General features: G+C 66.9%; 29 protein-coding genes. 14 read left to right on the top strand and 15 right to left on the bottom strand.

Annotated elements, in window-relative coordinates; translation table 11 throughout:
* Positions 1-62 precede the first annotated feature (62 nt).
* Together EDF27_RS11700 and EDF27_RS11695 are read right to left on the bottom strand one after the other, a co-directional pair.
* Entirely contained in the window at positions 63-635 is a 573-nt protein-coding gene (locus EDF27_RS11700) for a uracil-DNA glycosylase (protein ID WP_055960816.1), read from the bottom strand.
* The gene (locus tag EDF27_RS11695; protein ID WP_240614499.1) at positions 632-1,696 is read right to left on the bottom strand and encodes a TDT family transporter; all 1,065 of its coding nucleotides are present in this window, start codon (positions 1,694-1,696) and stop codon (positions 632-634) included. The genes EDF27_RS11700 and EDF27_RS11695 overlap by 4 nt, the downstream gene beginning before the upstream one ends.
* A gap of 171 nt (positions 1,697-1,867) precedes the next feature.
* On the opposite strand from EDF27_RS11695, the gene EDF27_RS11690 reads away from it, so the two are divergent.
* The gene (locus tag EDF27_RS11690) at positions 1,868-2,794 is read left to right on the top strand and encodes a LysR family transcriptional regulator (protein WP_055960820.1); all 927 of its coding nucleotides are present in this window, start codon (positions 1,868-1,870) and stop codon (positions 2,792-2,794) included.
* Here the strand turns inward: EDF27_RS11690 and eno are convergent.
* The 6 genes from eno to EDF27_RS11660 all read right to left on the bottom strand — a co-directional run bounded on the left by eno (position 2,779) and on the right by EDF27_RS11660 (position 6,969).
* Positions 2,779-4,113, bottom strand: coding sequence for a phosphopyruvate hydratase (gene eno, locus EDF27_RS11685; protein ID WP_083393829.1), 1,335 nt, complete (start codon positions 4,111-4,113; stop codon positions 2,779-2,781). The genes EDF27_RS11690 and eno overlap by 16 nt on opposite strands.
* 145 nt (positions 4,114-4,258) lie before the next feature.
* Positions 4,259-4,744, bottom strand: a complete 486-nt coding sequence (locus EDF27_RS11680; protein ID WP_055960822.1) for an inorganic diphosphatase — start codon at positions 4,742-4,744, stop codon at positions 4,259-4,261.
* 26 nt (positions 4,745-4,770) lie between these two features.
* Complete coding sequence (locus EDF27_RS11675; protein ID WP_055960823.1) at positions 4,771-5,142, bottom strand: CrcB family protein; 372 nt, start codon at positions 5,140-5,142, stop codon at positions 4,771-4,773.
* Positions 5,139-5,549 (bottom strand): CrcB family protein, encoded by a 411-nt coding sequence (locus EDF27_RS11670; protein ID WP_055962328.1) that lies wholly within the window; start codon positions 5,547-5,549, stop codon positions 5,139-5,141. Before EDF27_RS11670 ends, EDF27_RS11675 begins: the two co-directional genes overlap by 4 nt.
* A gap of 89 nt (positions 5,550-5,638) precedes the next feature.
* Positions 5,639-6,394 (bottom strand): 2,3-diphosphoglycerate-dependent phosphoglycerate mutase, encoded by a 756-nt coding sequence (locus EDF27_RS11665; RefSeq protein WP_171907745.1) that lies wholly within the window; start codon positions 6,392-6,394, stop codon positions 5,639-5,641.
* On the bottom strand, positions 6,379-6,969 hold the full coding sequence (locus EDF27_RS11660; protein ID WP_228506158.1) for a universal stress protein: 591 nt from the start codon (positions 6,967-6,969) through the stop codon (positions 6,379-6,381). The genes EDF27_RS11665 and EDF27_RS11660 overlap by 16 nt, the downstream gene beginning before the upstream one ends.
* Positions 6,970-7,200: 231 nt before the next feature.
* On the opposite strand from EDF27_RS11660, the gene EDF27_RS19710 reads away from it, so the two are divergent.
* From EDF27_RS19710 to EDF27_RS11650, 3 genes are all read left to right on the top strand, one after another.
* Positions 7,201-7,350 (top strand): hypothetical protein, encoded by a 150-nt coding sequence (locus EDF27_RS19710; RefSeq protein WP_165931463.1) that lies wholly within the window; start codon positions 7,201-7,203, stop codon positions 7,348-7,350.
* Between the two features lie 166 nt (positions 7,351-7,516).
* A complete protein-coding gene (locus EDF27_RS11655) occupies positions 7,517-8,014 on the top strand; it encodes a hypothetical protein (RefSeq protein ID WP_123703321.1) in 498 nt (165 codons plus the stop codon).
* A gap of 202 nt (positions 8,015-8,216) precedes the next feature.
* Complete coding sequence (locus tag EDF27_RS11650) at positions 8,217-8,420, top strand: hypothetical protein (RefSeq protein WP_123703319.1); 204 nt, start codon at positions 8,217-8,219, stop codon at positions 8,418-8,420.
* Positions 8,421-9,338: 918 nt separating this feature from the next.
* Here the strand turns inward: EDF27_RS11650 and EDF27_RS11640 are convergent.
* Positions 9,339-10,514, bottom strand: a complete 1,176-nt coding sequence (locus tag EDF27_RS11640) for an LCP family protein (protein ID WP_243698316.1) — start codon at positions 10,512-10,514, stop codon at positions 9,339-9,341.
* 1,137 nt (positions 10,515-11,651) lie between these two features.
* Complete coding sequence (locus EDF27_RS20125; RefSeq protein WP_243698315.1) at positions 11,652-11,885, bottom strand: hypothetical protein; 234 nt, start codon at positions 11,883-11,885, stop codon at positions 11,652-11,654.
* Between the two features lie 360 nt (positions 11,886-12,245).
* Between EDF27_RS20125 and EDF27_RS11630 the strand changes: the two genes are divergently transcribed.
* Both EDF27_RS11630 and EDF27_RS19705 read left to right on the top strand, forming a co-directional pair.
* Complete coding sequence (locus EDF27_RS11630) at positions 12,246-12,551, top strand: IS3 family transposase (RefSeq protein ID WP_132048901.1); 306 nt, start codon at positions 12,246-12,248, stop codon at positions 12,549-12,551.
* A 53-nt stretch (positions 12,552-12,604) separates the two neighbouring features.
* Positions 12,605-13,033: a hypothetical protein gene (locus EDF27_RS19705; protein ID WP_165931434.1), complete on the top strand. Its 429-nt coding sequence runs from the start codon at positions 12,605-12,607 to the stop codon at positions 13,031-13,033.
* A 1,471-nt stretch (positions 13,034-14,504) separates the two neighbouring features.
* Here EDF27_RS19705 and EDF27_RS11615 read toward each other — a convergent pair.
* From EDF27_RS11615 to EDF27_RS11595, 5 genes are all read right to left on the bottom strand, one after another.
* Entirely contained in the window at positions 14,505-16,832 is a 2,328-nt protein-coding gene (locus EDF27_RS11615) for a sulfatase-like hydrolase/transferase (protein ID WP_123703308.1), read from the bottom strand.
* A gap of 150 nt (positions 16,833-16,982) precedes the next feature.
* Complete coding sequence (locus EDF27_RS11610; RefSeq protein WP_123703306.1) at positions 16,983-17,654, bottom strand: GAP family protein; 672 nt, start codon at positions 17,652-17,654, stop codon at positions 16,983-16,985.
* Positions 17,655-17,687: 33 nt separating this feature from the next.
* Entirely contained in the window at positions 17,688-17,945 is a 258-nt protein-coding gene (locus tag EDF27_RS11605; protein ID WP_123703304.1) for a DUF6458 family protein, read from the bottom strand.
* Positions 17,946-17,992: 47 nt separating this feature from the next.
* Positions 17,993-18,850, bottom strand: coding sequence for a mechanosensitive ion channel family protein (locus EDF27_RS11600; RefSeq protein ID WP_165931460.1), 858 nt, complete (start codon positions 18,848-18,850; stop codon positions 17,993-17,995).
* Between the two features lie 68 nt (positions 18,851-18,918).
* Entirely contained in the window at positions 18,919-19,743 is an 825-nt protein-coding gene (locus tag EDF27_RS11595) for an alpha/beta hydrolase (RefSeq protein WP_243698314.1), read from the bottom strand.
* Positions 19,744-20,530: 787 nt separating this feature from the next.
* Here EDF27_RS11595 and EDF27_RS20295 point away from each other — a divergent pair.
* The 8 genes from EDF27_RS20295 (at position 20,531) to EDF27_RS11555 (ending at position 26,376) form a co-directional block, all read left to right on the top strand.
* On the top strand, positions 20,531-21,307 hold the full coding sequence (locus EDF27_RS20295; RefSeq protein ID WP_311316808.1) for an SHOCT domain-containing protein: 777 nt from the start codon (positions 20,531-20,533) through the stop codon (positions 21,305-21,307).
* On the top strand, positions 21,304-21,738 hold the full coding sequence (locus tag EDF27_RS11585; RefSeq protein ID WP_132048895.1) for a DUF6325 family protein: 435 nt from the start codon (positions 21,304-21,306) through the stop codon (positions 21,736-21,738). Before EDF27_RS20295 ends, EDF27_RS11585 begins: the two co-directional genes overlap by 4 nt.
* A gap of 12 nt (positions 21,739-21,750) precedes the next feature.
* Positions 21,751-22,059: an SHOCT domain-containing protein gene (locus tag EDF27_RS11580; protein WP_123703291.1), complete on the top strand. Its 309-nt coding sequence runs from the start codon at positions 21,751-21,753 to the stop codon at positions 22,057-22,059.
* 41 nt (positions 22,060-22,100) lie between these two features.
* Positions 22,101-22,598, top strand: coding sequence for a general stress protein (locus tag EDF27_RS11575; RefSeq protein ID WP_123703289.1), 498 nt, complete (start codon positions 22,101-22,103; stop codon positions 22,596-22,598).
* 41 nt (positions 22,599-22,639) lie between these two features.
* Entirely contained in the window at positions 22,640-23,134 is a 495-nt protein-coding gene (locus EDF27_RS11570) for a DUF1269 domain-containing protein (RefSeq protein WP_123703287.1), read from the top strand.
* A 27-nt stretch (positions 23,135-23,161) separates the two neighbouring features.
* Complete coding sequence (locus tag EDF27_RS11565) at positions 23,162-24,526, top strand: hypothetical protein (RefSeq protein ID WP_123703285.1); 1,365 nt, start codon at positions 23,162-23,164, stop codon at positions 24,524-24,526.
* Positions 24,527-24,598: 72 nt separating this feature from the next.
* On the top strand, positions 24,599-25,702 hold the full coding sequence (locus EDF27_RS11560; RefSeq protein WP_165931459.1) for an AI-2E family transporter: 1,104 nt from the start codon (positions 24,599-24,601) through the stop codon (positions 25,700-25,702).
* Positions 25,699-26,376, top strand: coding sequence for a GAP family protein (locus EDF27_RS11555; protein WP_123703282.1), 678 nt, complete (start codon positions 25,699-25,701; stop codon positions 26,374-26,376). The genes EDF27_RS11560 and EDF27_RS11555 overlap by 4 nt, the downstream gene beginning before the upstream one ends.
* Positions 26,377-26,392: the final 16 nt, after the last annotated feature.

Genomic DNA, 26,392 nt, shown 5'->3' with positions numbered 1-26,392 from the left:
CGGCGCCTCGCACCCGGACTGAGCGCCGGTACGGATAGTTGTAGCGGAATCGTTCGTATTTGTTACGTCTGCCGCGCTCGCGCGGCGAGCCGGAGTGCTTGCACGGAACGGAGGTGTTGTTCCGATCGGTGGCGGCCGTTGGCGGGAGACGGATGTGGTGCTGCGATGACCGGAAGGAGTCGGGGGTGCTCGTCCAGGGTGAAGTGTCGCATGACGCCGTCGAGGGCAACGGCCCCGTACGTGACGATCGCAGTGAGAGCGGGGAGGGCCGCGAGCAGTGTGGCGAGGGCATGCCGCCCCTCGTCGATGTCCTCGAGTCGCACGCGGTCGGGCAGTTCCCATGGGACAAGGTTCCAGCGGACGTACTCGCCGCGTGCGAGTCCGGACTCGATACGGGCCGCTCGGAACGCGGCCGCGGTCGGGCCCGGGTTGTCCTCGCTGCAGATCGCTGCGTGCGCTGCGGCGATGGTCTGGGGGCCAGGCGACTGCATCAGGACCAGGACACGGCTGAATCTGCCGCCGGATCGTGGGTCGAAGCTCGGGACGAACCGTCGGCTGCCGTCGGGCGCGGTCCGCCACGTCTCCGCGAGACCGTTCAGCGATCGAACGTCAGCGAGTTCCTCGGGGGTACTCATGCCGGCTGTGGCGGTGCCAGCAGGGTGCCACGGATGACGGATCCGTGAAAGGTGCGAAGGGCAACGGTGATCCATGCGGCGACGAGGCCGGCGTAGTAGATGACGGCGAGGACGGCAACGACGGTCAGGCCTGAGTGCAGGGCGAGCCCGTTCAGGCCGGTGACGCAGGTCCCGACGGGGAACGTGAAGGACCACCAAGTCAGGCTGAACGGCAAGTGTTCGCGGGCAGTGCGGATGGTGATCGCGAGGGCGATGACGGTCCACAGCAGCGCGAAGCCGAGCATCGCGAACCCGTACACCAGCGCCACGACCAGCAGGGCATGCGCGGTACTCGCATCGACAACGGTGGGGGCGTTCGATGCGAGGAGGTTCACCGCGGTGATCGACTGTCCGACCGGCCCGAGGACGATCCACAGAGTCGGGACCATGCCGGCGGCCCCGACCTTGTGCTGCGCGAGACGGTTCCAGATCAGCGTGATCACGACCAGCGACGTGATGAGGCTGAGGCCGAAGAAGCCGTAGCAGGACCACAGCAGCGTCTCCCGCGCCTGCCCGGCGGGGGCGTACGGCAGCAGGAGCGCACCGGTGGAGGCGGACACCATCGGCGGGACGATCGGCATCAGCCAGCCGCCGAACGCGGAGTCGGGCTTGTTCTCGTGGCGGGTGAACGCCAGGTACGGCACGAGCACTGCCGTGAGCAGTCCTCCGATGGTGCCGATGGTCCACAGGACCCAGTCGATGGTGACGGCGGCGGGCAGGCCGACCCAGTCCTTGCCGAGCAGGAGTGTCCCGGCGCCGACGGTGAGGAACGCCATCGGTGGTGCGCCGTAGAAGTGCGAGATCACCGGGTTGAGCTGGTGCCCGGCTGCAGTGCTCCGGTAGCGGATCCAGTGCAGCACCGTCGCGGTCGTGAGGGCGACGAGGAGCACCGCGGCGATCGCCCACACGACCGTCGCCGCGAGGCGCAGCCCGGGGAACTGCAGCGGCAGTGACGCAGCTGCGACAGCGACGATCCCCGTGCCCATGATCGACGCGAACCAGTTCGGTGTGAGATTCGACACGATCAGGCCTGGCCGCTCCAGGTCACGGAACAACGCCGTCTGCGGCCGTTGGGGCAGCTGGCTACCGTTCGCGGGTGCAGGGTCCGTGCGGAGCGTTGTCATGGGCCAAGCCTGCGCGAATCCTGCCTCTGGCGGTACCCGGAACCTCTTGGCAGGGCACAATCAATGATTGTGGCACTACGGCGACTCACGGACCGAACCCTCGACCTCGACACACTCGACGTGCTCGCACGCGTCGCCGAGACCGGCTCCCTCTCCGCTGCCGCTGGAGCGCTCGGCGTCACGCAACAGGCAGTGTCTGCTCGGATCCGGGTCGCCGAGCGCATGGTCGGTCACTTGTTGGTGCACCGCTCGACCACGGGGTCGGTGCTGACCGAGACCGGCAGGCTCGTCGTCGGGCTGGCCGGACCGGTCCTCGACGCGTCTCGCCACCTCGAAGCAGGAGTGGCTGCGCTGCGGACTCCCACGGGTTCGCTCGTCGTCGCAGCGTCACAGACGATCGCGGAGCTGCTGCTGCCGGGCTGGCTGCTCGAATTCCGCCGCCGCGAACCCGACGTGCGGGTGCGCCTGATCGCGGGCAACTCCGCCGCGGTGACGGACCTCGTGCAGTCGGGTGGCGCGAACCTCGGGTTCACGGAGACCCCGGTGACGGCGGCAGGTGTGTCCGCGCAGGTGATCGCGGACGATGAGCTCGCGGTCGTCGTTGCGCCGGAACATCCCTGGGCTCGGTCGACCGGGATCACTGCGGAGGTCCTGGCGGCGACGGCTCTGCTCCTGCGGGAAGAAGGTTCCGGAACTCGCGCGACCCTCGCCGCATGGCTCAGGGAGGCCGGTTTGAGCATGTCGGTTCCGGCCGCGGTGCTGGAGACCACGAGCATCATCCGGGCGAACGCGCAGGCTGGAATTGCACCGGCGGTGATGAGCCTTCGCACGGTCGCCGCCGACATCAACGACGGGTCGCTGGTGCGGGTCCCGCTCGCTGGGCCGCCACTTGCCCGGCCGTTGCGGGCGATCTGGTCGGGAGAGCCTCAGCCAGCTGGTTCTGCTTTCCTGCGCGTCGCCCACGAGGTGACCGGTCGGGGTCAGCGCAGCCCGTAGGGCAGCTCCGGATTGTTCTCCGCGATCTCGGTGAGCCGGTTGTACTTGGCGACGCGTTCTCCGCGGGCGGGTGCGCCGGACTTGATCTGTCCGGTTCCGGTGCCGACGACGAGGTCCGCGATGAACGTGTCGGTGGTCTCGCCGGACCGGTGCGACACCATGCTCCGCATCCCGAGCGAGCGTGCGACGCCGATCGCGTCGAGGGTCTGGGAGACGGTGCCGATCTGGTTCGGCTTGATGAGCGCCGCGTTCGAGAGCCCGTCCTTCCCACCGTCGCGGATGCGCTGCGGATCGGTGACGTAGAGATCATCGCCGACGATCTGGAGCATGTCGCCGAGCGCGAACGACATCGCCTTCCAGCCGCCGTGGTCATCTTCGGAGAAGCCGTCTTCGATGCTCCGGATCGGATACCGGCTGATGAGGTCGCGGTAGTAGTCGACCATGCCTGCGCGGTCGAGCCGGCGGTCCACGACCCGGTAGCTACCGTCACCGAGCGCGAACTCGTTCGCCGCCGGGTCGAGTGCGATCGCGACGGTGTCCACGCCGGGCTCGTAACCGGCGGCACTGATCGCGGCGACGAGGAGGTCGAGGGCCTCCTCGGGCGCGGCGATCGACGGGGCGAAGCCGCCTTCGTCCCCGAGACCGAGACTGCCGAACCGTTCCCGGACCAGTGCCGCCAGCGCGTGGTAGACGTCCGATCCGATCCGAACCGCGTCGGTCATGGTCTCGGCGTTCACCGGGGCGATCATGAACTCCTGGAAGTCGAGCGCGTTCGCTGCGTGCGCTCCGCCGTTGAGCACGTTGAAGTGCGGGACGGGCAGGCGGGGCGTGCTGCCGGTGACGTCTGCGATCCAACGCCAGAGCGGCAGCTCCGCTGCGGCGGCGAGAGCGCGTGCCATCGCGATCGAGGTCGCGACGACACTGTTCGCGCCGAGCCGGCGGTGGTTCGGGGTGCCGTCGAGGGCAGCGAGGGCGGCGTCGGCCTGCCCGATCGAGGTCCACGACTGGCCGGTGATCATCGGTGCGACGTCCGTCGTGATGAGGTGCAGTGCCTGGCTCACGTCGCGGCCGCCGTAGCTGCTGCCGCCGTCGCGAAGCTCGACAGCCTCATGCGCGCCAGTGGATGCGCCTGCGGGGGCGTCACCGGTGACGACGGTGCCGTCCTCGAGCTCGAGACGCACCTGGATCGTCGGGTAGCCGCGGGAGTCGAGGATCCGGGAGCCGTGCAGGCTGCTGATGGTGACGGGGCGGCTGGTGTGGGTCACGTACTCGCCCTGATGGTGGGTGGTGTGGTGGACGTTGCTGATGTAGTCGTTCACGGCGGTTGTCGCCTTTCGGGTTGGTCGTGCGGGTGTGGGCCGCGGGGAGGTGGAGGGACGACCTCCTGGCGATCACTGGGCGCCAGTTGCCTCCCCACGGCGGTTCAGGGCGCGCACTGGATGGTGTCGGGTGCGCGGGTGCCGGTCAGGGGTGCGGGGTGAACCGTTCCTGTGCGGCGCGGATGATGGCTTCGGCGTCGACACGGTTCGCCCACCCGTTGGTGGTGACGTGCTTGCCGTGCTCGATCTCCTTGTAGTGGGCGAAGAAGTGCTCGATCTCCGCCAGGACCGGCTCGGCGACGTCGGAGATGTCCTGGACGTGGTCGAAGCGGACGTCTCCGGCGGGGACGGTGAGGATCTTGTCATCGCCGCCGTTCTCGTCGACCATGCGGAGCATCCCGACCGGGCGGACGTCGATGACGACGCCGGGGAACGTGGGCCGGGGCAGCAGCACGAGCGCGTCGAGGGGGTCGCCGTCATCGCCGAGAGTGTCGTCGATCGAGCCGTAGTCCTGCGGGAACACCATGCTGGTGAACACCGCCCGGTCCAGGCGGATCCGTCCGGTGGCGTGGTCGACCTCGTACTTGTTGCCGCTGCCGCGGGGGATCTCGATCGTGATGTCGAAGTGCATGAGCTGTTCGTCTCCCAGTCGGATGGTCAAGTGAGGGTGCCGAGGGTGACGCCCCCGGCGGCTGCGGCGACGGAGACGACGAGCATCCCGAGCCCGTTCACGGCAGCCGCGGTGGTGCGGCCAGTGCGTGCGAGGCGGACGGTCTCGAAGCTGGCGGTGCTGAACGTGGTGTAGCCACCCATGAGCCCTGTTCCGAGCACCGCGACGGGGGTGGCGCCGAGGTGACCGGCGGCGCCGGTGATCAAGCCCAGCAGGAACGAGCCGGTGATGTTGATCGTCAGCGTCCCGACCGGGAGCCGGAACTGCCGACCCCGGTTGATCGCACCATCCACGAAGAACCGTGCGGCCGCGCCGACACCGCCAGCGACCGCGACGCTGAGGAAGGCCAGGGCGCTCATGATGTGGCCCCGTTCGGTCGGACCAAACCCGCGATCGCGAGGCCGCTACCGGTGGCGATCGCGCCGGCGAGGACCGTCAGGAGCGCGTACCCGGTGCCGGCCAACCCGCGGCCAGCGAGGAACAACACCGCGGTGCTGGTCGCGAGGGTGCTGTAGGTGGTGAACCCGCCGAGGACACCGGTTCCCAGAAGCAGGCGCAGTGTCCGGCGGCGACCCTCGTCAGGTCCGCGATGCGCGAGGTGTTCCAGCAGCACACCCAGTAGGAGCGCGCCGGCGATGTTGATCCAGAAGATCGCCCAGGACACCTCCTGCTGAGCGGGGAACGCGGTGCTGAGTCCGTCGCGTGCGGCGGTACCGATGGCGCCGCCGAGTGCGACGACACCGAGGTACCGCCACCGCAGATGCACTGGCCGGTCGATACGTTCCGGGTCGTTGGCGTCGATGTCTGGGTCGGGCGGGAGCTGCCCATCGGGCAGGTGCGTGTCCGTTCGGGAGGTCATGTTCCACCTTCCGCAGCGACCGCTGCCGCTGCTGCTCGTGCTGCCGGATGCAGGTACTCCCCACCCCGCGGACAGAACCCACCGTCGCCGTCGAACCGGTAGATCAGGGGTTCGCCCGTGGGGAGGTTCAGGTCCGCGAGCTCACCGTCAGTTAGGCCGTCCATGCAGGCACACAGTGCCCGCAGTGAGTTGCCGTGCGCGACGACGAGCACTGTCTGCCCGTCGCGGAGTGCCGGGGTGATGCTGTGCGACAGGACGGGTTGGACCCGGCGGATGACGTCGGAGAGTGTTTCGGTTCGACGAAGTGCCGCCCACGGCAGTCCACGAAGCGCCGGCGTCCGCCGGAGCGCCAGCCACGCGCGGATCGACATGCGTGGTGGCCGTCCCGTGCGGGTCCGACGAACAGCGAAGAACTGCTCCGCCCCCAACGCCGCTTGCGCATTCTGCTTGGACATGCCGGTGAGGGCGCCGTAGTTCCGCTCGTTCAACCGCCACGTCGACTCGATCGGCGCATCACGTCCGAGGACGTCGGTGACGAGCTCCGCCGTGTGGAGCGCCCGCTCGAGCGTCGACGTGAGCACGAGGTCCGGTCGGATGCCGGCATGCAGAAGTAGCAACCCAGCCCGATTCGCTTCGGCGCTGCCCTGTTCGGTCAGCGCGACGTCTCGCAAGCCGGTGAAGGTACCGGCAGCGTTCGCAGTGCTCTGTCCGTGGCGGAGCAGAACAAGCTGGCCGGTCACGGGGTGTCCCACGGCAGTGGGGCATCGAACCCGACCGGATCAACGGGCACTACGAGCACTGAACGGTGCTGCTGATGGGTCAGCCGTACCGCGACCGACCCCGTGAAGAACTCCGCGATTCGACCCGCTCCCGTCCTGGCCCCGACGACCAGCATCGCCGCGTCGCGGTCTTCGGCCACTTGCGACAGTGCCCGGCTCGGATCCCCGACACCCGGGACGAACGTGACGTCGACGCCGTAGGTCGTTGCGGCAGCACGTACTGCCGCCTTGTCACTGTCCGACAAGCCCTGCGGTGTCGTGTCAGCGGTGTCAGGGTCGATCGGTTCCACCATCACCGACCCGTCCGAGCGCGTACCGGCATCGAAGAGCGATGCATCCACGCTGACGCACACCAGCGTCGTACCGAAGCGCCGCGCGATAGACGACGCAACCTCGATGACCCCCGGAGCGAGGCCGGGCAGGACGCCGACGACGACCGGTCCGGAACCGATTGGTGCTGTCATGACACTCCCTACCTCAGGCGCGCAGAAGCGCGACCAGCTGAGATAGGGACTGTTGTCGACAACTGTCGAGGTTGGGTCCGGCAAGCCCCACTACCGGGTCCGAAGACACCACCATTATGCACCCGAACCCCAAGTCACGCGGGCCGTCTCGCGCACCCGCGACGTCCCGACACCGAAGGAAGCGATTCCGACGACACGGAGCGAAGCTGCCCACACGTTGATCGCTGGTGCCGCTCGCTAGCGTCCGGTAGCCGATCGTCTATCGGGACGGCACCCGTCCTGATGACTCGCCCTATGTCTGCTCGGAGTCTCACCGTGCTCGGTGCTGTTGTGATCGCGTTCGCGCTGCTCGTGTGGATCATCAACCCGACGATTCATGGGGCGAGTTTCGTCGTGCTGATCGTCGCGCTCATCGCCGGCCTTGCCTGCGTCGTGCTGGGAACCATGCGGCGATCACGAGGTTGACCCCGTCCGCGTTGAAACCCGTCCCGCCAGGGGATCGGCTACCGGGATGTCCGAACACTGCTCCCTCGTCGGATCTCGTCGCGGCGTAGCGTGAGCTACATGACCGAGGAAGGAGACGCCTTCTCCACCCGCATCGCCTACGACACCAGATTCATCCGGAGAACGCATGCGCTACGAAGCTGACATCGACAACGGCGCCCTCATCATCGAGGGCGGCCATCTCCTCGCCGCGACCCCTGACGAGTTCACTCGGATCGGGTTTCTTGACCCGGAACAGACCGTCCGAGCCGTGGCACCAGGAGTTGACCTGCATCTGCCGGTCGCCCTCGCAATGGTCGCCGGATGCGGCCTCGTCACGATCGACGCGTACGCGCACGCAACCGAACCACCGCTCCCCGACGAAACCTGGACCAATGTCGTCGACGTCACATTCGACGTCGACGACATCGACACCGGGCTCACCGTTGTCAGCCTCTTCAACGGCCCCGACTTCGACGCGCCCCCACTCACCCCGGCCCCGGGGCTTTACCGCCTCCGCATCAGCGGGCGCGGCCGCGAACAAGTCTGGATCGACACCGTGCATGAGCAGTACCGCTTCGACGCATGGCCAATCACCACCGCCACGGCACCCACGGTCCATCGCACACACAGCGAGCCAGCCTGACTCTCGCATCGAGGATCTCGACCGCGATAACCGGCATCGACATGGACGGTTAGGCGAACTCAACGCACGGTGCCCCGGCCTGCTGCCAGCTGTGACAGCGGAGCCGCACCGCTAATGGAACGGTCTCGAACGTGTTGGCCGCTCGGTGTCTCGGTAGGCGATCGGCTATCGAACGTCATGCTGCGCCGGTAGCGTTCGAGCGGTGAAGTCCTCCGGCGACGATGATCGGCCAGCCCGCGCGCGGTACAACCTGCTCGTCGGGAGCATCGTGCTGGTGGTCGGCGTCGTTCTGCTTGCGGGCCGATGGAACCTGGTAGTCGGCGTCATCTTCACGTTTGTGGGTGCCGTGATGCTGCTCGCGGGCTGGCTCTTCTCGTGGTCGCGCAACGACCGATCTCGCAAGTAGCCGAGATAGATGGTGCCCGGAGATGGATCGGCTACCGGACGCGCCCTACTTCTCGCTGCGGCAGCGGAGCATGTTCATCGCGACCAAGGTCATCACTGGTTCGTCGCGGTCGTTGAGCACGGTGATGCCCAACGGAGTTCATCGACGCCCGGGGACGCGAGACTCGCGGCGTCGTTAAGTGTGCGGACGTCTGCATCTCGCACACCGCCCAGCCCAGGTGATCCTTCAGGTAGCCCGTGCCACTCCCTGACGTTGTGGCACTCGCCAGGCCGGTGGTCTCGTCATGTCGGGAAGCATGCCGACACCACCGGCCGCCCAACGACTCGATCGGAGCAGGCCGCCACGCCGCGTAGATTCGGCGCCCGCGCTGCCGGCGGCGCGGGCGTTTCCTAACCGCGGAAACAGGTGTTCAGCCCCCGGGTTGAGTGGAGGCTCGGTAGTGCCGCTTCGACGGTAGTCGGAGCGGTTGCGTCGGTGGGGGATCTGTTCGAACTCGACCGGTGAAACCATGCCAAGCTCGCCGCGCAGGCGTCGGTGGTTGAACCAGTCGAGGTACTCGACGGTCGCTGTATCGAGGTCCTCGATGCCGCGCCAGGGCCGGGGTAGCGGATCACCTCGGCTCTGAAAAACGGAGCACACAGTGCGGGCGACCCCGAGCAGGCTCCGGCTGATGGGGCGAATCGGCGCGAGCGGTGGCGCGGGCCTGCGTGACGTAGGAGAGTACTGAGGCTGACGTGCGCTGTCGTGCCCGACGTGTTTCCAACATCAGTTACCGGCACGGAGATGACACGCTTCGGTGTGATCCGACACCAGCGGGTGACTACTGCCCACCGCGTCACCTGAGGCAGCAGCCCCGGACGAGTCGCGCTACGCGCCATACGTGGACGGGCCGTTTCCACGATGTTGCCTCCTGACCGATCACTTCTTCGCGGCGCAGGTCACCGTGTTCGCGCTCTGGCCGGAGACGCTGTCCGGCAGCTGCGCGGCAGGAGCGGACGATCCGGGCGACACCGAGGCCCCCGTCGAGGCGGAGGCCGAGGCCGACGCGGCCGCTGACGGCCCGGCCGACGCCGACGGGTCCCGGACGGCCGAACGCCCGAGGCTGCCCGCACCGAGCACGACGGCCTGGTTCGCCTGCAGCACCCCGTTCAGCTGCGCTGCCGCGCCCTGCGCCACCAGCACGCGCGCCGAGTCGTCCGGGTCGTCGACGACCGGGTACTGCACGAACACCATGTTCGACAGCCCGACGGTGTTCACGGCGAGCGCGATCCGAGCGAGGGTGCCAGGATCCGACAGCGTGTCGGACAGCGTCATGTGCCGGAAGGCCGTGTTCGCCAGCCGGAGCACCTTCGCCGGATTCGTCAGTGTGCCCGCAGAGACCGCCTGTCGCGCGAGGGCGGACATGAACGTCTGCTGGTTGCTGATCCGTCCGAGGTCGCTGTCGTCGCCGACACCGTGCCGGGAACGGAGGAACGCGGCCGCCTCGGCGCCGGACAGTGTCCGGTTCCCCGCGGCCAAGTCGAGCGCCGGTGTGACGTCGTCATCGTGGATCGGCGTCGCCAGGCACACCTCGACGCCACCGACCGCGTCCGCCATCGCGACCACGCCGTCGAACGTGATCTTGCCGGCGTAGCCGATCTGGAGCCCGGTGAGCCGGCTGATCGTGCTCGCCACACACGCGAGCCCGTGCTGCTCTCCCCCTCGTCCCAGCGCAGTGTTCAGCATCGCGGCGGACGAGGCGGGTGTCACGGCGCCGGAGTCGTTCGTGCACGCGGGAATCGGGAGCACCAGGTCGCGCGGGAAGCTGACGACCGCCATGTTCGTGTGGTCGGCGGAAATGTGCACGAGGATGTTGGTGTCGTTGTTGCCGACACCCGTGCTCGCCCGCCGGTTCGCCGCGTCGTCGAACCCGGCCCCCTGCCCGTCACGAGTATCCGTCGCGACGAGGAGCATGTTCACCTCCCCGGACTGCGCCGTGAGTTCCGGGGCGGCGTTCGCCGTCTCGCGCCCTCCGGGCATCGCGAGCGACACCGTCGGGGTCGCCGCCTGCAGGACCTGCCAGGTCGCGATCGCCGCGACCGAGCCCGTGCTCACCAGAACGACCACCACGGCCGTCGTGATCACCGAGAGCGCGGGACCGACCGTTCCGCGCCTCCGGAGCCGTCCGTGCCGGACCGGCCGCTCGCCCCCGCGTGGCTCGGCGGTGTGCTCGTGCCCCATGGCTTCCCCTCCGTCGCCACGGCGACCATCGCCGTGGACCTGCATCCTGCCGGACTGGAGGCTCGTGGCAGGGCCGCCACGCGCCTCCAATCTGATGAGAAACCATCCAGGACCACGGCTCGCGCTCCCGACACCAACCAGCGCCTCGGCGCATGAGATACCGCGTGCTCGCCCAGCGTGCGGTTGTGTCGCTGCCCTCTTCGCACGCTTACCGGATGCGCTTCCCCGCCCTTGCGAGTTCGATGCCTTCCTGGCCGCGACACCGGGTCGTTCACCCCGGTCGACCGTAGGTTCCGGCTCGACGCGGCCCCGACGCCGAGCACGACTGCAGCCGTCGCGGTGGGCTTGCCGGCTCGGACGAGCGCCACAGCCCGTCACTAATATTCAAGGGAAAACGGTCGTGGCTGGCCGGAGCTTCTCAGAACGGACCCGATCGGCCACCGGACCCTCTCACCGAAGCGCTGCTTTCAGAACGCGACCGCAACCACCCGATGCTCTCGGAGCTGCGCCGCGGCTGACCGTAGGGGCAAGCCGCCCGGTAGACGATCCTCCTGCGGGCAGCGACAACCCGCCGCCTCCCGTCTTGTGTCAGTTGCACCCCAGCGCCGGCGGGGCAACAAGGCAGAGTGGAAGGCATGCCCGATTTCGCTCGACCTGCTGCTGACCGGTACTTCGAGGACTACCTCCCCGGCATCGACGTCCGGTACGGCGCACAACGGGTCGAACAGAACGACATCCTCCGCTTCGCCGCCGAATTCGACCCGCAAATGATCCACACCGATGCCGAGAGGGCCACGTCCGGCCCATTCGGAGGACTCATCGCCTCCGGCTGGCACACCGCGGCGCTCATGATGCGAATCTTCGCAACGTCGTTCCTGACGTCCCCGGGTCGTACTACCTCGAAGCGAGCAGAGAGCACTCTTGGCTGGGACCGGGCGCCTTTCGTTCCGTGTCCAGCGGAAACCCATCGACGCCGCGGTACGAAGCGACCAGCAACGATGCGGGCGCCGATTACAGGCTGGCAGCCACCAGGAGTGCTGCGACGAGCACGAGGAGGCAGATGGTGGGGAACAGCCCAATGGCGATGGCTCCTTTCGCTGCATCACGAAGCGATCCGCGCTGCCCTCGCGTCGCGTGCAGCCATCGTGCAATGAGCACAACGATGACCAGCTCCGCCATCGCAACGGGAACTGCCCACAGCCAGTCCGCCGGGCCCACAAGTGCGAAGACGGTGAAGAAGAGCACGGCGAGCACCACTGATGCCGCACACAGCGCATAGCCTCGTGAGCGCGTCGGCGCTGAGTTCCCGTATGTCGGTTTCACGATCCCCTCCGCCCAGATCCGGCGTTGACGGTAACGCTCGTCCCGTTGGAGGAGGAGCGCCGTTCCTCATTCTTGCTCTCCACGGGGAAGAGTCCGGCCGCCCGTTGCGGGTGAACTTCGCTCGGGTAACTGGCTACATCTGCCGCGAGATGCGGGGCGGAGGGGCCCGTTTCGCGGGCCTCACCCGTATCGGGTGAACCGACCGTGGCGACACAATTCCTGCCTGAATAGGGTGGCAACCGATGGTGCGCACCCTTCGCGCGTGGCTGATCACTACCCGAGATGAACTACGTCGTCTATGGCGCCCGGAAGGTGCATGCGCAGCTCCACCGGGAAGGCCACCAGATCGCCCGCTGCACGATCGAACGGTTGATGCGTATCACCGAACTGGCGGGAGTGTCCAAGCGGAAGGGACCAAAGACCACGGTCCCGGGTCCGGTCAGGGATCGGCCGGCGGATCTGGTGCAGCGGGCGTTCACCGCATCGGGTCCGGACCAGCGCTGGGTCGCGGACATCACCTACATCCGTACGTTCTCGGGCTGGGTCTACGCGGCGTTCGTCACGGACGTGTCTCCCGCCGCATCATAGGCTGGCAGCTATCGAAAAACCTGCGCACCGACCTCGCCCTCGACGCCCTCGAGATGGGGATCTGGACCCGCCAACGCGAAGGCCACGACCTGTCGAACCTGATCCATCACAGCGACCGTGGTGTGCAATATCGGGCCATTGGGTACTCGGACCGGCTCGCCGAAGCCGGCGCGGTCGCGTCTGTCGGCTCCAAGGGCGACAGCTACGACAACGCCCTCGCGGAAGCGGTGAACTCGATCTTCAAAGCCGAACTCATCCGCAACCGCGGACCCTGGCGCGGCATCGACGACCTCGAGATCGCGACCATGGAGAACATCGACTTGGTTCAACCAGCGCCGCCTCCACGGCGAACTCGGCATGGTCCCACCCGTCGAGTTCGAGCCGAACCACTATCGGCACAAAACCGCTCCGGCTACCGTCGAAGCGGCACTACCGAGCCTCCACTAAACCCGGGGCGGAACGGTGGCGTATGTCGGGGGTGATGGGTATTTAATGAATCGGTATCGACGTGCACGCGCAGCGGTTGGTCGTTCAGGCCCGAATGGGTATATCGAGGAGAGCGACCATCAGGGTCGGGGCGCCGTGAGAACTTCGGCGTTCCAATTGGTGCTGCCTGCCGTCCGGCAATCAGGGTCGTCGCGGCAGGACCGGGTCGAGCAGCTCATTCGGGATGCGATTGCGGACGGGGCCCTTGTCGACGGGGATCAGTTGCCGCCGTACCGGGTCGCGGTGACGACGTCGGCGTTGAGCGCTAATACGATCCTGAACGCGTATCGGACCCTGATCGCTGAGGGTATGGTGCGATCGGTGCCCGGTCACGGCTACTTTGTCGGCGGACAGGTCCGCTACTGCGACTTCTTCGTTCATCCTGCTTCAGCAGCGGGCTCTGCCGGCCGACGACGACCGCCTAATACGTGACCGCAGCCAACCGTTCCATCGTAGAAGCCGCCCTCCAGACCATGGGAAGCCTTGCCGACGGCGGCGAGTGAGCATTCTGCATCGAGGGGGGGCTCACACTGTAGGAGCGCGGCGCCGTCAAGTTTGACGAACTGTGCTCAATCTCACTGCCGTGACGTCGGCTCTTCCCGTCGATAGCACCATGGTTCCCTCTCGATAGCCGATCCCCTTCCGGGACGGACTCGGCTCGAGGAGTACCCCTCACGTGTGGCTATCCTCGATGTCCTGCACGGTTGCTTTCATGCTGTCGCGTAGCGCTCTGGTGTGGATGGTGGCGCAGCCGCGAGTGCCAGGCAGTCAGACAACCCCGTTGGGCTCTCCGTTCAACTCCCACGGATCATTCTGGACTTGCATATTCACGAGATGAGGTTCGGGTGAGTCATCCTGGACGCGATGTTCATCGATGGGTGGCAGTACAACCATCGGCTCGCGTGGCCGATGGTGTGCTCATTGAAGAAGCGCTCGTAGGGTGTTGGGCCGACAGGAGGAGCGTGTCCCACCGACCGTGATGTCCCTCCTCGACGGGCACCACACCATGGAACGGCGTCGGATCTCCCATGATGAGTCCGAGCTTCCGAGTCAAAGGCATTGCTATGCCTCACGCAGTCGTGTACGTTACTCCCTCCCACTCATTGGCATCAGGCCGTGCAACCAAGCTCACCGGGGAGCCGGAGGTGATCAGTGACCGGCGATCGAAACGGACCAGCGTCCAGGGCCGGCCGACGATGTACTTCAGAATGCCGTCCGCAGTGCGCAGCATCTGTTGGGCGAACTCACCGTGACCGACCCGTACGGGTGGCCTCCTGGGGTGGTGTCGACTGGATGACAATCGTGACGAGATCACGGTTCTTCCGCCATCTTGCGCCGTGACTTAGCTTCACTTCCATCACCCGGCTCGCCTCCTTCTTCCACCGCACTACCACCGCAATTGATGATCGGGAGCCGGGCCAGGGAAGCTCTTAGGCGGTACAACTCCCTGGCCCGGCTCCTTGGTGGTTACTCTCGGGCGAGCATGCCGCGGGCCTCGATCTCCTCGTTCACGTAGTGGTCACCAGCGACGTCGACCGTGACGTGGTCGATCGTGAACCCGTGCGTCGGGAAGTCAGCGCCGTATGCCTGACTGACCGGATCGGCTGAGTCTCGTCCGACGGCCAGCCCTTCGCCGGCGAGGGCGAACTTTCCCGGTTGCGTGCGGAGCATCGCTGACGCGACGTCGTCGCCGTCTACCCGGACGGTGACAGTGCCGTTCGCGACCCCCTGGGGTTCCTCGTGCTCCTTGTCGAACGCGACTTCGATCGTTGTCGTCCCGAGGGGAACGGTGGTCTCAGCTGCGGCGGTGGTCTCGTCGATCCCGAGGAAGTTGTAGACGTAACGAAGCTTCCCGTCCGCCAGGTACAACGCGTGACCGCCGAAGCGGCTGCCTTGGGCGAGCACGATCCCGGACGCATCCTGGTCCGTGACGTCGATGACCGCGCGGAGCGTGTAGGACCGGTTCCGGATGTTCGGTGCGACACCTTCTGGGATCTCGGCCGTGCCCGGGTAATAGGTGTACGCAGTGCGAGGTGCCGAACCGCTTGGTCGTTCTTCGACGAGGCGCTCGCGCGCGGTCCTGTCGTCGAGGGGGAACACGTTGTTCCTACCGGCGATAGCGAACCACATGCCGACCATCTCTTGAACCCGATCCGGATACTGATCGGCGACGTCGTGCATCTCGGCACGGTCCGTCTCTGTGTGGTACAGCTCCCAAACGTCTTGACCGAAGTGGCCCACGCCGGACAGGGGGCCGTGCTGCGCGACGAGCTTCCATCCGTCGTGGTACAGCGCCCGGCTGCCGAGCATCTCGTAGTACTGAGTACGGCGGCGGCTCGCGGCGGTTTGATCGGCGAAGGTGTACTCGATGGACTCGCCCTGGATCGGCACCTGCGGGTAGCCCTTGACGTACTCGGGTGGCGTGATGCCGAGGCAGCTGTAGATGGTCGGGACGATGTCGATCGCGTGGTGGTATTGGTCGCGATTTTGCCCGGCGACGTCCCTCATCCGGTTCGGCCACGCGATGATCAGGGGATCGGCGATGCCGCCCTCGAGCGTGTACCGCTTGAACATCTTGTACGGGGTGTTGAAGGCGACCGCCCAGCCCGTCGGGTAGTGGTTGTAAGTCTCCGGGCCGCCGAGCTGATCGACCTTCGCGAGGTTCTCCTGCAGGTCGTCCGGCCAGCTGTTGAAGAACTTGTTCTCGTTCACGGAGCCGTTCGGGCTTCCCTCGCCGGAGGCGCCATTGTCAGAGCACACGACGATGATCGTGTCGTCGAGCTGCCCAGACTGTTCGAGGTAGTCGAGCAGGCGGCCGAGTTCGTGGTCGGTGTAGCTGGAGAACCCGGCGTAGACCTCGGCCATCCGGACGAACAGCTGCTTTTCGTCGTCGGAGAGTTCGTCCCACGGACGGACCTCGTCGGCCTCGGCGATGACCTCCGGGGCGGGCCACGGGTTGATGGGTGCCATCTCGGTGTCTGGCGGGACGATGCCGAGTTCTTTCTGCCGTGCAAGTGCGCCTTCGCGGTACAACTCGTACCCGTCGTCGAACACGCCCTTGTACCGGTCCGACCACTCGATCGGGGCGTGATGCGGCGCGTGGTTCGCGCCGAACGCCAGGTAGGTAAACCATGGCTTCTCCGGAGCGACCTGCTTGCCGTCGCGGATGAACTCAATCGCTTTGTCGACGAGGTCTGCGGACAGGTGGTAGCCGTCATCGGGCTTCGCTGGTTGGTCGACGGCGTGGTTGTCGTAGACGAGGTCCGGGAACCATTGGTTCGTCTCTCCGCCGAGGAACCCGTAGTAGCGCTCGAAGCCGCGGCCGAGAGGCCAGGTGCGCCGCGAGCTCGACATGTTCGACTCGCTCTCCGGTGTCAGATGCCATTTGCCCACGCAGTAGGTGTTGTAGCCCTCTTCGAGCAGGGTCTCCGCGATCGTGCCGTTCTCGGGCGGGATCACCGCAGATTGCCCGGGGTATCCTGCCGCTCCTTCGACGATGCACGCCATCCCGTTCGAGTGGGCGTTCCTTCCCGTGAGGAGGCTGGACCGTGTCGGGGAGCACAACGCGGTCGTGTGCCAATTCGTGTAACGGAGACCGAGTTCAGCGATGCGCGAAAGGGTCGGCATCTTGATACGACCGCCGAAGACGTCCCATGCTGCGATGCCGGTGTCGTCCCAGATCACGTAGAGCACGTTCGGCGCGTCGGCGCGGGCCTTGGGCGGCTGGAACGGCTCCCAGTCCGGGACTGAGTCCCGAACGTCCATGTTGATGACGCCGCGGAATGGCTGCGACATGTGTCACTCCTCACTGGTCGGATCGTCGGCACAGTTCAACGTCCGTTCGGACGGGCTAGCCAACCTCGTCATTCACTGTCCGCGTGTTGCGAAGACGATCCATCGCCCGAACCGGGTGAACTCGACGGCACCGCTCATGCGCACCGAGGCTTACACCAGGGCCAGACCGTTGCCGACGATGACTACTCCGACGAGGAGCAGGACGACGACCGCGACGATGTGGCCGTTTCGCCGGATCCATCGGTCGGCGTTCTCAGCCCATCCTCGTGCCTCTTCTCGGCGCAGCAATGTGATGGCGACTGGTCCGAGAACCGTGCTCGTTCCGATAACGACAACGGCGCCGACGGTGACTGCGCTGCCCCAGACGGAGAGCTGTGCCGCCGCGATCATCAGTGCGAGTGCGGTCGTCAGCAGGAGAGACTTCGGCCGCAAGTTCATTGCGATACCAACGAGTCCCGCGAGAAGGGAAGGTGCTCGTGTCAGTGCGGCAGACAGCCGTCTGATAACCGAGTGAAGGATCCCGCCCTGCGGGCGGTGGCGAATCGAGCGGATCCCGAGAGCCACGACCACGACGCCGATGCAGATCTCCGCCCATCCTTGAACAGCTGACCCGCGCAGGAGCCCGTCGTTGTTCGGCGCGGGGATGAGCAGGACGAAGGCGGCGAGGAAACCGGCCATCCCGAGGACATACCCTGCCGCGAAGCACGTCGGTGCCCACCGCCTCGGATTCCGAATGATGAGGGTGAGGCTGGTGACGATCGGTACGGAGCTCATCGCGAGTGCGACAGCGAGGGGCAACGTATGGCCGAGTACCGCGAGCATGCGGCTCCTCGTCACTCTTCGGACGCTGCTGCGCTAGTTCTCCGGTCCGCCTTCTTCAACGATCCTTCGCGTGACACGTTCCCCGGTGACCGGATCGACGTCGACGACGTACGTCGATTCGTAGCGACGGCGGCGTACCCGGCTGATGATGCCGAACACGAGGACGAGGAGACCGGCGGCGAGCAGGATGTACCCGATGAGGCGGATATCAACGCGTGCAAGCTGAAAGTTGAACGCGAAAGCCATGATCGCGCCAACGACCATGAGGAAGATTCCGCCGCCGATGCTCATTTTCACTCCCGTGATGTTCGTGATCTGGTGGTGTCACGGAACTCCGGTTATTGGTCGGGTGCCTCGCCCGGGCGGGGTGAAATCGGGGGGATGGGACGGACCCAGTCGACGGCGTGGGGCCGGTGTGAGGACACCCATGCGTCGGGTTGCTGACTGTTGAGAGCGTCGAGCACTGCGTTCACCGCTGCGCTCCGAGCTGCCTCGCGGTCGACGTAGCTTGTCCAGAACCGGACAGAAGCGTCGACTTGCCTCGGCCCGGCCGTCTCCAGGAGCGTCTCGGGGAGCCGCTCGTTTCGGTGCGGGATCGAGAGGACTGCGTCGTGAATCGTTTGAAGCACCGCGTTCGCAGACATGTCCGAAGTGACGCGGACCCAGATCTCGTTGCGTACTGCGCCGGATTCTGTGGAGTTCACCAACGGTCGTTGGAGCAGGAGCGCGTTCGGCACGCGAATGGTGTCACCTTCCGATGTGAGCAGGAGCACGGTGCGGCCGGTGAGTTCAATGATGCGGCCCTGTCGACCGTCCACCTCGATGGTGTCGCCCATGCGGACGGGACGTCGGGCCTGGATCACGAGTCCCGCGCCGAAGTTGGCCGCGATTCCGCGCAAGGCGAGGACAGCGACCGTGACGACGATGATGACTGCGGCAAGCACTGGTTGAAGGGGCGCCCCGAGGACGGAGAGGACGATGCCGACGGTGAGGAGCAGGATGCCGTACCGAACCAGGCGGGAAAGCAAGTTGGTCGATTCTGCACCGAGACCACTCCAACGTTCGAGGAGCTTACGAGTGCCTTTTCGCGCCCAGATGGAAGCCATCCACCCGAGGACGACGACCACGGCCGCGAGGACGACGTCCCAAACGTTGAAGGACGACTCCTTCAGCAGTTGGTTCAGAAAGTCCTGCATGTGTGTCCTTTCCTCAGCGCAACCGGCGGGCCGCCTCATTGGTGGTCGCGGTGGTTTACAGGCAGCGGCTAGGTTCCGGGAAGGGGAATCGTTCGCGACCACCGGCGGATGGCCGTGTACGCGTGCTCTCGGACTGACGGTTCGGAGAGCATGACGTCGTGTACGGCGTTGTGAATGCGGACCACGCTGACGTCGTCTCCGAGGGACAGCGCGCGTTGGGCGACGGCGTCGACGTTGAGTGCGACATCCGCGTGCGCCATCGCGTTGCTCCAGCGAGGAGACAGGAGGCTCTGCGAGCTGAGGAGCACGAGCGTTGGGGTCGTCGTGCGCAGCCCGCGCGATATCGCGTCTTGGGCGTCGAATACCGCGGCGAGCCAGCCGGGGTGCAGTGGGAAACCCCGTTCGGGGCGCCAGTGTTGGTCGTAGCTCCAGGTTCCCTCTGCGCCGTTGGAGATGGTGCGGGTGTAAAAGCCGGGGTCGATGGTCGGCATGGGCGCGAGCGGGTTCCGACGCGCACCGAGTCGAATCAGCGGCGCAAGGAACTCCCGTCCGAGGGCGGTGGCCTGAAACTCGAGCCAGGGACTGTTGAGGATCAAGCCGGCGGCGGTCCCTGGATGCCGAGCGCTCCACAGCGCGAGGATGAGTCCGCCGGTGGAGTGCCCGAGCGGGATGAGCCGTCGATGTCCACGTGCGTCCTCGCCGTGACCCATGGCGTGGAGTGCCGCGGCGATGTCCTCGTCGTACGTCCCCAAGTCGTCGACGTAACCGGGGGTCTGATGTGGGAGCAGGCTCCGGCCGTACTTCCGGAGGTCCAAGGCGAAGAAGCGTGCGCCGAGGGCTTCGAGGTGCTCCGCCAGCTCACGTTGGAAGAAGTAGTCCGACCACCCGTGCACGTAGAGAACATCGGCTCCGCCCAGTGGACGTCTGTCGGAGCGATGTCGTAGCCCGGTCCGCCACCGTCCTGGCAGCCGATGCGTCGCGGTTCGGCGGACCAAAGTCGCGATGACGGCCCCCTCGTCATCGTCGTCGAGCTGCAGGGGCATCGACTCGAAGTCAGTCCCGAGGACGTCTGATGTCCACGACCCCCGTTGCCGCTGTCGTGTCGGACGCGGAGAGCGGTTAGTTTGTCTCACGCTCGGTGTCGCGGCGTAGTGCTCGTGGACAGAGGCTTCGGGGGCACGACGGAGGTGCGGGTGGGAAGGGCCCCGTCGATGCGAGGCACCGGGACGACCGTGATCTTGATGGTCGGGTCGTCCTGCCGGGCTCGGTCCGGATGCAGTCTGTCGCTCATCTGGTGGCCTCCTCGCGATCGTGTGATGTCGCAAGTTCACGCCGGTGTGACCGCTTCCTGCATCGCCCAAACCGGGCGAACCCATCGCTGACGTCGTTTGGCCTGAGGAGGCTCCCTCCACCGAGCAGCACGCTGGGGAGGAGCAGGAGCGACATCATCGCAGCGCTGTCGGAACCGGTGTACGCCAGAGATCCGTCCGCGTTCGCCGGTTCCCCTGAGCCCCGGCCGACGACGGCACCGGCGGCGCGGTGGAATTCCGTGTCCGTGTCGATGCGGGTGTCAATGCGGGCGTCGGTGTCGGTGTCGGAACGGGTTTGAGCGTGCATGTGATCGTGATGGTGACGAGCTGGACAAGTGGGACGGGCTGGCCCGCGACGGTCGCCTGAAGGATGGTGACGGGTGGCCGGCGTTACGGCGCGGGACGTTTCGCCGTAGCTTCCGTCGTCGCCGCCCTCGCTGACGACACAGGCACCGCCAACCGGGACTCCATCGACTCGTGCCGCGTACTCGTTCTCGACGACCAGTTCAAGCCGCGCATCTGCGCCGAGCTTGAGGGCACTGGCGACCACCGCGCATCGGACGTCGGCGCCGAATTCGTCCGGTCAGATGCCACGAGACGGCACACACCCGCGTCGCGCGAGCGGGATCACGGCCCCTCAACCACAGATCGCCCGATCCGGGTGGTGCCGCGCATGTTCCCTCGCCGTAGACCGGACACCACACCGATAGAAGGGAACATCGCAATGGACTTCTGGTACTGGTTCTGGTCGATCCTCTGGTACAGCCTGCTGGGATTCGCGTTCATCGCGTCGCTGTTCGCGATCTTCGCCGTTCTCGCGGACCTCGTCAGGGACCGAACATTGAACGGTTGGTACAAGGCCATCTGGATGTTCTTCCTGGTGTTCGTACCGTTCCTCACGGTGTTCGTCTACTTCATTGCACGAGGCCGAGGCATGGCCGACCGGCAGGCAGGGGCCGCCGACAAGCAGAAGCAGGCCACGGAGGGCTACATCCGCCATGTCGCCGGATCGTCACCCGCGGACGAGATCGCCAAAGCTCGGACGCTGCTCGAGAACGGTGCAATCACGCAGGCGGAGTTCGAAGCAATCAAGTCCACGGCACTCGGCACCTCCCGTCAGGCCCCCTCGACGCACGCGGCGGTGTGACGGTGACAGCTTTCGACTTCGGCCCCGCCGAGGTGTACATCATTCGATACCCGGGCGTTCTGCCTGACCCAGGAGTGCTCGAAGCACTCGCGGCCCTGGTCGCGGACAGCACGGTACGACTCCTCGACATCCTCGTCGTCTCCCGTGCCGTCGACGGCGCCGTGTCAGTCCTCGAGATCGACGATCTCCCGACCGACGGCGCACTCGGCGAAGTCACACTCGACGCCCGCGGCCTCGCCGGCAACGACGACGTCGACAGCATCGCCGACGGGCTCACCCCCGGCATGTCAGCAGCGATCGCGGTCATGGAACTGCTCTGGGCGAAGAACCTCGCGGAACGCTTCTCAGAGAGCGGCGGCGAACTGCTCGAGACCGTGCGCGTACCGGCCCCAGAACTCAACGAGCTCGCCGCGGCAGCACACATCAAGTGAAAGGGGCAGGACATGCCATTTCGGAGATTCGGAAGACCCGGCCTGCTCGGCCTCGCCGCTCGAACGGCCGTCGTCGCTGGAACGGCCTCAGCGGTCGGCGGCGCGGTTGCGACCCACCAGCAGGAAAATGCGCAACGCCGCGAGGAAGCGAACGCATACGAACTCGAACAGACCATCCCGACCTCGCAAGTTCCAGCACCCTCCCCACCCGGCCCGACCGATCTGATGAGCGAACTCGACCGCCTCAGTGCACTACGCCAGCAGGGTCTGCTCAGCGACCAAGAGTTCACGGCGGCGAAGCAGCGCCTGCTCGCGCCGTAGCCACACCCACGCACTACCCACTCGGAAGAAGGCAGGAAACCATGACCACCACCACAACCTCCGACTCCACCATCGGCGTGTTCGCTTCTAGCGACGAGGCTCTCGCCGCGGTGCAGACCCTCAAGGAAGCCGGCTACGGCGAGGATGTCGTGTCCGTCGTCGGGAAGGGCGTCAAGGACGAGAAGACCGTCCACGGCTGGATCCCCGTCGGCAACCAGGCGGGATCGTTCGGCGGGTGGGGAGCGCTCTGGGGTGCCCTGACCGGCTGGCTGCTCCTCGGGTTTGTGTGGCTGCCGGGCATCGGTTGGGTTGCTGCGGCGGGCTGGCTGGCGAGCACACTGGTCGGTGCCGGCATCGGTGCGGGTCTCGGTGCACTGGTCGGCCTGGCCGTCCCCGAGGAGGAGATTCCGCAGTACGAGGACGACCTCAAAGCCGACCGGTACCTCGTGATCGTCCATGGCGACGCGGCAACGGTCGAGAAGGCGCATCAGCTGATCACTGACGCCGCACCCCTGCGAGCCAACCGCTACAGCGCGTAGAGACCCTCGTCTCCGTCGCTCGCAATCGAAGGGTTCAAACAATGTCCGATCTCATTGTCATCTCGTTTAACGACGAAGCGGAAGCCGTCGCGGCGTACGAGGAAGTGCAACGGCTGCAGGAGGATCTCGTCGTCGAGCTCGCCGGAGTCGCGCTCGTGCGTGCCGATTCCGAGGGCAAGACCCACGTCGAGACACCCGGGCCGGCCGGCAAGGTCGGGGTGGGAGTCGGCACGGGTGCGCTCTTCGGCAGCCTGCTCGGCCTGCTGTTCTTCGTCCCGTTCTTCGGATTCGTCATCGGCGGCGCGCTCGGCGGGCTCATCGCCGGACTCGACAAGACGGGGCTCAACGCTGAGTTCCGGGACCGGGTGAAGTCCGCCGTCGCGGACGGGCGCTCGGCCGTCGTCCTGTACGCGACGAAGATCACCGAGGACAAGTTCGGTGAGGCGCTCCGCGGGTTCGGCGGCACCATCGTGCAGACGTCCCTGTCCGAAGCTGACGAACACGAACTCGCGCACGACATGACCGCGAGCCGGTAACCGGGTCCGCAGCGGACGGGATCACCCATGAGCACCGACGCCGAGGCCGAACTCGCGGCACTCCGGGTCGAGAACGCCCGGTTGCGGGCGGAGCTCGACGCGGCGACGGGGCCCGACCGGCCGGCTCCGGCCCGCCGGGGTCGGGCATGGGTGATCCCGTCGGCTGCGCTCATCGTCATCGGGGCGATCCTCGCCCCGGTCGCCGTGGTGAGCGCGTGGGCAGACCGGCAGCTGACCTCCACCGAGGCCTTCGTGCAGACCTTCGCGCCGCTCGCCCGCGACCAGGCCGTGCAGAGCCTGGTGGTGAGTCGAACGATCGACGCGGTCGACGAGCAGCTCGACGTCCGCGCCCTGACGAAGACGGTGTTCGACGGTGTCGGCCAGCTCGATCTCCCGCCGCGTGCCGCCCAGGCACTCTCAACCCTGCAAGCCCCGGCGGCGGCCGGCGTCGAGGAGCTCGTCCACCAGACCGTGCGGCGGTTCGTCGCGTCCGATGCGTTCGCGGAGCTGTGGCAACGGCTGCTCCGAACCGGCCACACCCAGATGGTGGGGGCCCTGAGCGGTGACGACCGGGCGGCGGTGACGATCGCGGCGGACGGCTCGATCGGGATCCAACTCGGGCCGATCGTGGCCGAGGTCAAGGAGCGGCTCCTCGACCGCGGCATCTCATTCGCGTCCCGTCTCCCCGAAATCGACCGCACCATCGTCGTGGCGTCCTCGGACGCAGCCGTCCGCGCGCAGACCGCGTACGCGCTCGTGCAGGTCACCGCACTGTGGCTCCCGTGGCTCGTCGTCGCCTGCATCGGTGTCGGGGTGGTGATGGCCCGTCGACGGTCCCGAGCGCTCGCGCTGGCCGCCGTCGGTATCGCCGTCGCGATGCTCGTGACCGTGCTGGGTGTCGCGTTCGGCCGCATCGTCACCGTCCGGGCACTCGCTCCGGACCTCATGCCGAGGAACGCCGCCAGGGCCGTGTACGACGCGGCGGTAGCCTTCGTCCTGAGCGCCTCGATCGCCGTCACCGTGCTGGCGCTGTCGGTCGCCGTGGTCGCCTGGTTCTCGGGTTCGTCCCGTCCCGCCGTCCGGGTCCGCGGAGGGTGGAACCGGTTGGCCGCGGCCGCGCGGGGCAGCGCACGAGCCCACGGGGTCACCACCGGACGGGTCGGCGAAGCCGTGTACCGCTGGCGGCTGGTGCTGCGGACGCTCATCGCGCTCGGAGCGGCGGCGGTCATCGTCCTGCACCGGCCACTGCAGCCGGCACTGATCGTGTGGACCCTCGTCGGAGGGCTCGTCGCGGTAGCGACCGTCGAGCTCGTCTCGCGCCCACCCGGCCCTGCCGACACGGCCGGAGTCCCTCCGGACGACGCCGTCCCCGCCGCGCCGGTTCACCCCTGACCGGTACCAGCGCCGACGAACCACGAGGAGACCACCGTGTTGTGGAGAAGACGCAATCACGACACCGCGCCGGTGCCGCCGGCCGCGGACGCGGCCCCGCGCTCGCCGGACGACCGCGCCGGTCTCGGCCGCGGCCTGCGCACCGTCATCGGCCTCGCCTGCGCCGTCGTCGTCGCGTTCGGTTGTGCGCGGTTCGCCCCGATCATCGGCCCGACCGTCCTCGCGCTTGTCGTCACCATCTGCGTGCAACCGGCTCGGGTCTTCCTCGAACGCCTCGGGTTCGCCCGGAGCCTCGCGTCAGCGGTCGTGATCGTCATCGTGCTCGTGGTCACCGTGGCGTTCACCGCCGCGCTCGTGATCTCTCTCGCGCAGTTCGCGACGCTGTTCCCGCAGTACTCCGACCAGTTCGCCGATCTCGAGCAATCGGTCGCCAACGGCCTGGAATCCCTCGGCGTGGGACCGGAGCAGGTCGCAGCGGTCTTCGCCACCTTCGACCCGGGGAAGATCGTCGGCGTGGTGTCCGGTCTCATCGGGAGCGTCTTCGGGTTCGGCTTCTCCACCTTCCTCGTGCTGTCACTCATCGTGTTCATGACCCTCGACGCCGGCTGGGGACACCTCATCGCGGGTCGGCTCCGACCGGCGCGTCCCGGCCTGGTGGAGGCACTGGTCGCGTACACGGTGAGCGTGCGCCGGTACATGCTCGTCACGGCGCTGCTCGGCGCAGCGGTGGCGGCGCTCGACGCGCTGGCGCTGGTGGTCCTCGGGATCCCGGGTGCGCTGCTCTGGGGTCTGCTCGCCTTCATCACCGGGTTCATCCCGAACATCGGCTACTGGATCGGCCTCATCCCCCCAGCGTTCCTCGCACTGCTCGCGTTCGGGTGGCCGACGGCCCTCGCGGTGATCGTCGTCTACGCGGTGATCAACGGTGTCATCCAGTCGGGCCTGCAGCCGCACATCACCGGCTCCGCGGTGTCGTTGAACCAGACGATCTCGTTCCTGTCCGTGGTCGTGTGGTCGGCGCTCCTCGGGCCGCTCGGCGCGATCCTCGCGCTCCCGCTCACGCTCCTCGTCCGCGCGCTCCTCGTCGACGCGAACCCGGACGCACGCTGGATGCGCCCAGCGCTCGGGGACCTCTCCGGGGTCACACCCGCCAAGCGACGCCGACCAGAGCGATGAACGCTGCAACGCTGATTGGTGAACTCCTCCCACAAGCGGTCACGATCGCGATCAGTCCCATACCGGTGATCGCAGTCATCGTGATGCTCCGCACACCGCAAGCATCTCGAGTAGCGGGAGCTTTCGTCGGAGGGTGGGTTCTTGGGGTCCTCCTGCTTCTCACGACGGCAACCATCCTCGCCTCTGCCATAAACACCGTCAGCGAGGACGCATCCCGGCCGATCATCGGCACCCTCAAGATCCTGTTCGGCGCAACGCTCATTGCACTGGCCATCCGGCAGATCCGCCCGCACGGGGCAACAGGATCAGCCCAGGGGCCCCCGCCTTGGCTCAGGACGGTTGAGGCGTTGAAACCCTGGAGGACGACCGGAATCGGACTCGCCCTGGCGTCCGTCAACCCGAAAAACCTCCTGTCGGGTTGCGCCGCGGGTTTGACGATCGGCACGAGCAACGCTGCGATCGGAACGGAGGTTTGGACGATCGGTGTGTTCGTCGCGGTGGCATCAACGACAGTCGCGGGTCCGATCGTGCTCTCCCGGATACTTGGTCGCCGGGCAGACGGGCCGCTGGACCAGATGCGGGTTGAGCTGTCACGCCAGGCCACGGCGATCATGACCGTGCTTTTCCTGATCAGCGGAGTCATCAACATCGGCAGAGGGATTGAGAGTTTCTAATGCGAGTACTTGCCGG

Source organism: Curtobacterium sp. PhB136, from assembly GCF_004346855.1.
Lineage (GTDB): Bacteria > Actinomycetota > Actinomycetes > Actinomycetales > Microbacteriaceae > Curtobacterium.
Note: the sequence above shows the minus strand (reverse complement) of the source record. Positions and strands in the feature narration are given on the sequence as shown.